Origin of the sequence: Micromonospora sp. NBRC 101691, assembly GCF_030269285.1 — a bacterium.
Lineage (GTDB): Bacteria > Actinomycetota > Actinomycetes > Mycobacteriales > Micromonosporaceae > Micromonospora > Micromonospora echinospora.
In genome coordinates this window covers 161,273-169,647 of sequence record NZ_BSTB01000019.1, presented here as the reverse complement: position 1 = coordinate 169,647, position 8,375 = coordinate 161,273, and the positions used below count along the sequence as shown (strand labels likewise).

Here is an 8,375-nt window from a genome sequence, read left to right as displayed (position 1 = left end):
CAAGATCAAGATAAGCCTGCCGCTCGGCAGACAACTTCACCCGACCCTGAGGAGCCCGCACCCCACGCAACCCGAACACCACAACCCCTGCACACGTCAGGTGTTGCAACCACCACTAGAACCCAAGCTTTTTGCGGAGCAGGGGACCCCTGCAACCACGCGGGCGGTGGAGCGACGCAACCAGCCGGTGTGGCGCGGCGGCTGCCCGGAGGCGACGGGGTGAGCAGGCCGTGGCGCGCGGGAAGGGTGCCGGGGTCAGGCCCTCGTTGCTGCGGGGCCGGGGTCGTCCGGGGCGTCGAGTCGTCTCCGGCCCGGCCGCCAGCCCCGCCGCCGGCCCCGGCGGATGACCGGCCGGGACACCAGCAGGACGACCGCGAGGAGCGCGCCGACGGCAGCGGCCCAGATCGCCACGATCCGGTCCTGGCTCCACGGGTCCGGCACGGGCACCGGCTCGGCCATCGCCCCGAGCGGCGGATCGTCGCGCGTGCCGAGCAGACTGCCGACCGCCCGGTACGGATTGACCACGCCGTGCCCGACCTGGTCGTTGCGCCCCTCCGGCGGGGCGTCCGCGGTACGGGTCAGCCGGCTGGCGACCTGCGCCGGGCTGAGTTCGGGGTACATCGCGCGGACCAGCGCGGCCGCCCCGGAGACGTACGCCGCCGCGAAGCTGGTGCCCCCCTCGGGTTCGGTGAGCCAGCCGTCACCACCGGGTGCCGGGGCGACGATGTTGTGTCCGGGCGCGGCGATGTCGACGTAGTCGCCGCTGATCGAGGTGCCGACGTGACCTCCCTGCTCGTCGACGCCGGCCACGGCGATCACCCCGGGGTAGCCGGCCGGGTAGGCGGGCTGGTCCCGTTGCTGCTGCTGGTTGCCGGCGGCGGCGACCACCACGACCCGGTTGTCCAGGGCGTACTCGACGGCGGCGGCCAGTTGCGGGGTGGGCAGGGTTTCCAGCGAGAGGTTGATGACCTCGGCGTCGTTGTCCACCGCGTACCGGATGGCCTGGGCGATCTGGCCGGGCAGGCTCTCGTCGTTGGTGCGCCGGGTGTCCGGCAGCACGCGGATCGGCAGGATCCGGGCGGCCGGCGCTATACCGGTGAAAGGCGTCCCGGCCTCCGTCCGGCCGGCGATGATGCCCGCCACCATGGTCCCGTGCCCGGCCAGGTCGCACTGCCCGTCACGCTGTGGCAGGCCGCTGAAGTCCCGCCCGGCACGGACCTGCCCACGCAGGGCGGGATGGGTGGCGGACACTCCGGAGTCGATGACGGCGACGACGACGCCACCACCACGGGTCAGTCGCCAGGCCGCCGACGGCTCCAACCGCCGTAGCGGCCACGGCGTCGCCGTGGGGGCGTTCTCGCCGGCCGGGCCGCACTTGGGCGCGGCACGAGCCGGGGTCGGGGGTACGACGAGCGTCGCCAGCAGCGCGACCACGGCACCGCAGAACATCGCCCGCCACCGGGCCGGTCCTCGCGCGGCATGCGCCCGGAGCGGGCGGCGGTTCCCGGAGCGTCCGTGCACGGGCCCCAGGTTACCGAGGTGGTGACCGGGCCGGGCGGTCGGGCGGTCGGGGTGCGCGTCGGGGCGGAACGCTCCGGTCACCGTCCGATAGGGTCACCGGCGACCAGGCGTGGCGATCGACGAGGAGAGACGAATGAGTGCGCGGCTGTCGGCCCTGCGCCGGAGCGTGCTGGCCGGCGTGGCCGGGCTCGCGCTGACCGTCGTCGGGACGCCGGTGCCCGCCGTGGCCGCGCCGCCGCTTCAGCGGCAGTGGCACCTCGACGCGCTGCGGGTCGGCGAGGCACACCGGATCTCCACCGGTGCGGGCGTCATCGTCGCGGTGGTCGACACCGGGGTGTACGCGGCGCACCCCGACCTGGCCGGCCGGATCCTCGACGGCCGGCGGCTGATCGGCCGGGACGACAAGGGCCAGGTCGACGAACGCAACCACGGGACCGGGGTGGCCGGGCTGATCGCGGCCCGGGGCGGCGGCAACGGTCGGGCCCTGGGCATCGCTCCGGATGCACGGATCCTGCCGGTAACCGTCGCGACCAACACCTTCGGCGGCAGCAACCTGCCGGAGGGCATCCGGTACGCGGTCGACCACGGCGCGACGGTCGTGAACATCTCCAACGGCGGCCCCACGACCAGTTCCGCCCTGGACGAGGCGGTGCGGTACGCGCAGTCGAAGGACGTCGTGGTGGTCGCCGCGGCGGGCAACGCCGAGCAGGGCGACACCGGGGTGCTCTATCCGGCGCGACTGCCCGGGGTGATCGCGGTGGGCGCGACCGACCGGGACGGGGAGCCGTGGTCGGGTGGCACCCGGGGCGAGATCGCCATCACCGCGCCCGGCGTGGATGTCTCCACCACCGCCGGCCGCTGGTCGGACCTGACCGAGGGCGGCTACGTCACGGTGGACGGTACGAGCGCGGCGGCGCCGCTGGTGGCCGGGGCGGCGGCGCTGGTCCGGGCCCGTTACCCCGAGGCGAGCGCGGCGGAGGTGGTCAACCGGCTGGTATCCACCGCCCGGGACGCCGGTCCGTCCGGCCGGGACGACCGGTACGGCTTCGGCCGGCTCGACCTGGTCCGGGCGCTGACCGCCGACGTGCCCCCGGTGGACGCGAACCCGCTGGGCGCGGTTCCGGCGGCCGAGGCGACGGAGGAGACCGGCGGACGCGCTGGCCTCGCTCTCGGCCCGCTCGTCCCGGTGGTGATCGGGCTGCTGGTGGTGGCCGCCCTGGTGGTGCTGGTCGTGGTGCTGCTGGTGCTCCGGCGGAGCAACCGCGCGGCGGGCCGGTAGGCGGTCCGCCCGGCTCAGTCCACCGGGGTGAGTACGAGCAGGGACATCGCGTTCGGCGTCAGGTCGAAGGTGGCGCTGACCGTGCCGGCGGGGTCCAGGGTGTAGCGCTGCACCCGCTGGAGCGACGACGTCGCCGGATCGTGCGTGTAGTTGCTGGTCACCGCGTCCACCAGGTAACGCTCGACCCGGATGCGCCGGCCGGCGAACTCCGCCGGGAGGTTGCCGACGTTGACGGTGACGCCGTGCGTGACCCGGTTCGTCCACTGGTAGTTGGTGGCGAGCACGGCGATCCCGGACGCGTCCCGCGTCGCCAGGGCGTTGACGCCGAGACCGGCCGGCGTGATCGCGTCCGAACCGGCGGGAACCCGGACCTTCTTCAGCATCCGCTGCATCCGCACCAGGTTGTAGTACGGGTACACCGCGCCGTCCGCGCCGTCGACGAACATCGACTTCCGGTCGTTGCTGCTGTGGTTGAAGACCCAGTGCATCGGCATGTCCGTGCCGCCCTCGAGGTAGAAGTAGCCGAGGGTGGCCATCGCCGCCGCGTGGGTGAGCAGGTCCTCGGTGAACGACGAAGCGCCGTTGCCGCCCGGGAAGACGCCGTACTCGGTGACGAACGTCGGGATGCGGTCGTCCAGGCCCCGCTCGCGCAGCCAACGCTGGACGGTGCTCTTCTCGGCGGCGACGGCGGCCACGTCGTCACGCCGCTGGTACTGGTGGTACGAGATGAAGTCGAGCCGCTTGGCCGGATCGGCGTCGTCCCGGTAGCGGTCGAGGAACTCCTCGATGTAGCTCTCGTTGAAGGTGTGCGTGACCGGCCCGCCGACCCGCAGCGGCTGCGCCGGCCGCAGTTCGGCGTTCACCTCGTTGACGATCTGGTATCCGATCCGGTACCAGTCGTAGTACTCGGCCGCCGACATGGCCCGGGGCTCGTCCGGTCGGGTCTTCCAGGGCCGGTCCGGTTCGTTGAAGATCTCGACGTAGCGCAGGCCCGGGTAGCGCTGCTTGTAGTGGCGGATGCCGTTCCGCAGCACCTCCCGGCAGCGTTGCGGCGTGGCGCGGGTCATCAGCTCCCGCCGGCACTGGTCGACGTTCATCATCAGCACGCCCGAGTAGCCGCTCACCTGGTCCAGGTAGCCGTACATGCTGCCGCTGCCCTGGCCGGCGGGGTCGTAGTCGTACCGGTCGGTGTTCGGGTCGTGGTAGGCGGCGGGCGCCGACCAGACCCGGGTGAGGGTCGGCCGCAGGTCCCGCACGAGCTGGAGATCCCCCGGTCCCAGCAGCGTGGTCGGACCGGCCTGGTTGTGGTAGGAGGCCGGGTTGTTGAGCTGCCCCCGGGACGCCCCGGCGTCCACCGTGACCAGTGCCGTCGTCCCCGTCGCCGGGGCCGCGTCGGCGCCCTGGCCGCCGGCTTCGTCCGGGGTGTCGGTCTGCTCGCGCAGTGCCACCGCCGCGGTCAGCAGGCTCACCACGATCATGAAACCGGCCAGCAGGCCGAGCCGGATCGGTGTTCGCACCCGGCACCTCCTCTCGGTCTCCCGACTGACGACTCAGGCCGGTGGCGGTGCGAGCGTCAGCCGGGCGAGGCCGGTCCGGAACGCCTCGACCGCGTCGGGTTGGGTGGTGAAGCGCCAGTCACCGCTGCCACCGTCGACCCGGTCGTACTCGAACCAGATGAACCCGACGACGTCGGTGCGGCGGTTCAACCAGCCGAACAGGTCGCGGATGAAGGGCAGCCGGTACTCCTCCGGCCGGCTGCCCGTCTCGGTGATCAGCAGTGGCCGGTCGGTGAACGCGCGGAGCTTGCGCAGGGTCGGTCCGAACAGTGCGGTGGCGGTCCGCTCGCCCGTCGAGTAGCCGACCAGCCCGATCCAGTCGACGTACCGGTCGCCCGGATAGAGCGCCTTCAGGCTGACCTTCGGCACCGGCCGGATGATGTTCGGACTCCAGATCCAGATGACGTTGGTCGCGCCGACCCGGGTGAAGACGTCGTGTACGTGCCGCCACGCCCGCACGTACTCCCCCGGCCGGTTGCCGGAGCGCTGTTCCGACCACGGGTACCACGAGCCGTTCATCTCGTGCGCGAAGCGCAGCCCGATCGGCCACCGGTGGTCGCGCACGGCGGTGGCGAAGCGCGTCAGGTACTCGTCGTGCTCCCCGGCGGCGATCCGCCGGAGCGCGTACGCCGGCTGGTCGAGGCCCGGTTCGCTGCCGCTCCACGGTTCCCAGGAGATCACCGGGACGCCGCCGTTGCCGTACGCCGCGTCGACGCTCTCCGGGCGGAACTCCTCGGTCCACTTCACGAAGTACTGGAGCAGGGTGGGTCGCGCGCCGGCCTTCGCGGCGATGGCGTCGATCTCCGGCTGTGACCACGGCACGTGTGGTGCGCTCAGCCCGAACCGGTGGCCCGGCGCGGACATGATGTCCTTCTTCGCCGGGATCCGGGTACGGCCACCGGACGCGCCCTCGCCGGGCACCGCCGACGGGGGCGGGCCGGCCGACGGCGCGACGGTGGGCGGAGCACCGGAGGCGCTGTGCACCACCCAGCCGCTGAGCAGGAGCAGCACCGCGGTGTTGGCGGCCATCCAGAGCTGGAACTGACGAGGCCGTCGCCGGGTGTGTTCAGACACCGAGCAGCACCGACGCCACGAGCATCGCCCCTCCCAACAGGTACGGCACCAGGACGAGCGGGTTGCGCCGCTTCTCGCCCTGGAAGCCGCCGGCCCGGGTGCCCCACCCGGCGTTGTGGGCCATCCGGAAGAAGCCGACGACCCGGACCGGCATCAGCACGAACGTGTTGATCATCATGAACGCCGGCAGGTAGAGCAGGTCCCGGGGCCGGAAGGCGAAGTGCCGGGCGAAGCGGATCATCAACGAGAGGATGGTCATCGCCGCGCTGAGCGCCAGGATCGCCCCGATGAGCCGCCATCCGGCCAGGTTGCCCGGCAGCCGCAGCTCGTCGTAGATGGTGACCGTCTCCCCGACCAGCACCGAGAACGCCCAGGAGAAGTACGAGCCGACCAGCACGAACGGCACCACGATGTCAGCGACGTAGAAGGTGGCGAGCACCGGGGTCCGGCGGACCATCCAGCCGAGCATCCGCAGGGTGTTGTACTGCGACCCCCGGGCCCAGCGGTACTGCTGCTTGACCAGTTTCCGCAGTTGCAGCGGCGCGTCGGTGTAGACCAGCGAGGTCGACTGGTACACCGTCCGGAAGCCGGCCTGCAACGTGTAGTTGGTCAACGTCCGGTCGTCGCTGACCTCGAGGAACACCCCGAGGAACTTCTCGCTGAGGAACCGGTCCATGGTGCGGACCAGGATGAACCGGCGGAAGGCGATGGTCCGTCCCGGCAGGCAGCCCACCGTGCCGAGCACGCTCATCGCCGGCATCGAGTACTCGTTGCGGACGTTCTCCAGCCAGTCCGCCCACCGGGTCAGCACGGTGCGCTCCGGGTTGAGGATCCGTTGCCGGGTGGTGACCCCGCCGACCCGGGGGTCGCGGAACGGTTTGATCAGCTCGGACAGGGTGTTCCGGGTCCAGATGGTGTCCGAGTCGACCAGCACGGCGATGTCACCGGTCGCCATGCCGACCCCCACCTGGAGCGCGTTGCGCTTACCGGCGATCTCCGTCCACGCCCAGCGCACCCCGACCTCGGCGCAGACCTTCTCCAGCGTGGTGTTCCGGGGACCGTTGATGACCACGATGACCTCGGTGGGACGCTGCTCCAGGATGCGGTCCAGCACGGACCGGAACAGCTCCTCGGTCTCGTCCACCACCGGAATGATCACGGAGGTCGTCGTCCGGTACGGCGCCTTCCAGGGCCGGTACGAGGCGGACAGCACCACGCGTACCAGCCACAACGCCCAGATCATCATCATGAACAGGGCGAAGAGGTACAGCTGTCCCTTGCTCAGCCAGGAGTTCACCTGGAGCAGGAACGCCAGCATGTCAGCTCTCCCCGAACTCGACGACGGCTCGACCGGTGGTCACCGGACCGGCTGCTGCTCGCTGCCCACCTGGCGCCGCAGCAGCAGCGCCACGGTGTAGCCGGTGGGCCGGAACACCCGGTCGACGTCGTACTGGCTGCGCAGCACCGGTTCCTTCAGGTCACCGAGGCCGCGCAGCGGGTCGTCCTGCCGGCCGGTGCGGACCACCCACACCCGCTCGGGCTTGCCGAAGCAGCGGGCGACGTCGGCGCACTCCCGGCCGGTGAACGAGCCCCCGGTGCGGGGCGGCTGGGCCAGCAGCGCGTCCCGGGGCGGGCTCCCGGCCCGGGTGTACCGGGCGACCGCGTCCCGGGCCACCCACTGGTCGCCGCCGACGTTGCCGCCGTAGAGCACGGTGTCCTCCGGGCGGCCCTGCTCCAGCAGGAGGGTGCCCAGATCCCGGCTCGCCTGGCCGTGCCCGTCGGTCTCGCGCAGGTCGACCTGGGTCGGCAGGCCGACCAGAGCCACCACGACCACCACCGCCAGCCCGCGCAGCACCGGCGCGCGGCTGAGCGCGGTCGCCGCCAGCAGGGCGAGGGCGGGCAGCACGAAGAGCAGGTACCGGGGCAGCCAGAGCGGGGTCACCTGACTGATCGCGTAGAGCGCTAGCACCGGCACGAACGCCCACGCGGTGTAGACCACCGCCGGTCGGCGCAACGACGTCCCGACCAGCGCCAGGGCCAGGACGACCCCGCCGATCAGGGCGTCGCCGGTCAGCCCGCCGGGCAGGTCCGCGACCCGGTCGAGGGTCGCCTCCGGGATCCAGGCCACCTGGGCCCGCTGGGACCGGGCCAGGTGGAGCACCGGCAGCGCGGGCAGCGTCCCGACCAACGCGGCGACCAGCCAGGCCCAGCCCGACCGGGGCCGCATCAGCAGGACCACCAGCGCATGCCCGGCGAGCAGCAGCAACCCGACGAACTGGGTGAGTCCGAGCAGGGCCACCGCACCGACGTACGGCACCCACCGCCGGGCGCCGGGCCGGTCGATCGCCCGGACCAGCAGCCAGGTGGCGAGCACGGCGGCGAAGATCGCGAGCCCGTACGGACGGGCTTCCTGCGCGTACCGGGAGGTGCTCGGCAGCACCGCGAAGATCAGGCCGGCGGTCAACCCGACCCGGGGGCTGGCCAGCCGGGTGCCCAGTGCCCCGACCAGACCGGCCGCCCCGGCCATGGCGAGCATCGACGGCAGCCGCAGGACCAGTTCCGAGTCGCCGAGCAGGCCGGTCACCAGGTGCATGAGCGCGTAGTAGGGACCGTTGGCCGCGTCGAAGTTGTGCAGGACGGCCCACAGGTCGCCCCACGAAGCCCGCGCCATGCCCCAAGTGGCGAGTTCGTCGCCCCACAGCGCCGGCCAGGTGACCCGGGCCAACCCGAGGACGGCCATCAGCAGGGTCGGGACGATCCACGCCAGCCGGGCGAGGGAACGCCCGCCCCGGTCACCGGGGTCGTCCGGCTCCGGCGCTGCCCCCTCGACCCACCCGTCGGTCGGTCGGAACTCGGTGGGGGTCTCCACCATCCGCACACGCGGAATGATCAGCGTGCGGTCTCTGTCGTCAGCCATGGCGCTTTCCGAGTGAGGGGCTCGGGCC

General features: G+C 72.4%; 6 protein-coding genes. 1 reads left to right on the top strand and 5 read right to left on the bottom strand.

The genetic code is table 11. From position 1 onward, the window contains the following. Nucleotides 1–255: 255 nt before the first annotated feature. Nucleotides 256–1,521, bottom strand: coding sequence for a type VII secretion-associated serine protease mycosin (mycP, locus tag QSK20_RS25340; protein WP_285791109.1), 1,266 nt, complete (start codon nt 1,519–1,521; stop codon nt 256–258). Nucleotides 1,522–1,654: 133 nt separating this feature from the next. Here mycP (QSK20_RS25340) and mycP (QSK20_RS25335) point away from each other — a divergent pair, with 133 nt between their 5' ends. Further along, the gene (gene mycP, locus QSK20_RS25335) at nt 1,655–2,800 is read left to right on the top strand and encodes a type VII secretion-associated serine protease mycosin (RefSeq protein WP_285791108.1); all 1,146 of its coding nucleotides are present in this window, start codon (nt 1,655–1,657) and stop codon (nt 2,798–2,800) included. 14 nt (nt 2,801–2,814) lie between these two features. On the opposite strand, the gene QSK20_RS25330 is transcribed toward mycP (QSK20_RS25335), so the two are convergent. Genes QSK20_RS25330 through QSK20_RS25315 form a run of 4 tightly spaced genes read right to left on the bottom strand, consistent with a single transcriptional unit; the run spans nt 2,815 to nt 8,347 of the window. After that, nucleotides 2,815–4,317 (bottom strand): GH39 family glycosyl hydrolase, encoded by a 1,503-nt coding sequence (locus QSK20_RS25330; protein ID WP_285791107.1) that lies wholly within the window; start codon nt 4,315–4,317, stop codon nt 2,815–2,817. A 33-nt stretch (nt 4,318–4,350) separates the two neighbouring features. After that, a complete protein-coding gene (locus tag QSK20_RS25325; protein ID WP_285791106.1) occupies nt 4,351–5,430 on the bottom strand; it encodes a glycoside hydrolase family 26 protein in 1,080 nt (359 codons plus the stop codon). Then, on the bottom strand, nt 5,423–6,748 hold the full coding sequence (locus QSK20_RS25320) for a glycosyltransferase family 2 protein (RefSeq protein ID WP_285791105.1): 1,326 nt from the start codon (nt 6,746–6,748) through the stop codon (nt 5,423–5,425). Before QSK20_RS25320 ends, QSK20_RS25325 begins: the two co-directional genes overlap by 8 nt. Before the next feature lie 39 nt (nt 6,749–6,787). Then, nucleotides 6,788–8,347 (bottom strand): glycosyltransferase family 39 protein, encoded by a 1,560-nt coding sequence (locus tag QSK20_RS25315; protein WP_285791104.1) that lies wholly within the window; start codon nt 8,345–8,347, stop codon nt 6,788–6,790. Between the last annotated feature and the right edge of the window lie 28 nt (nt 8,348–8,375).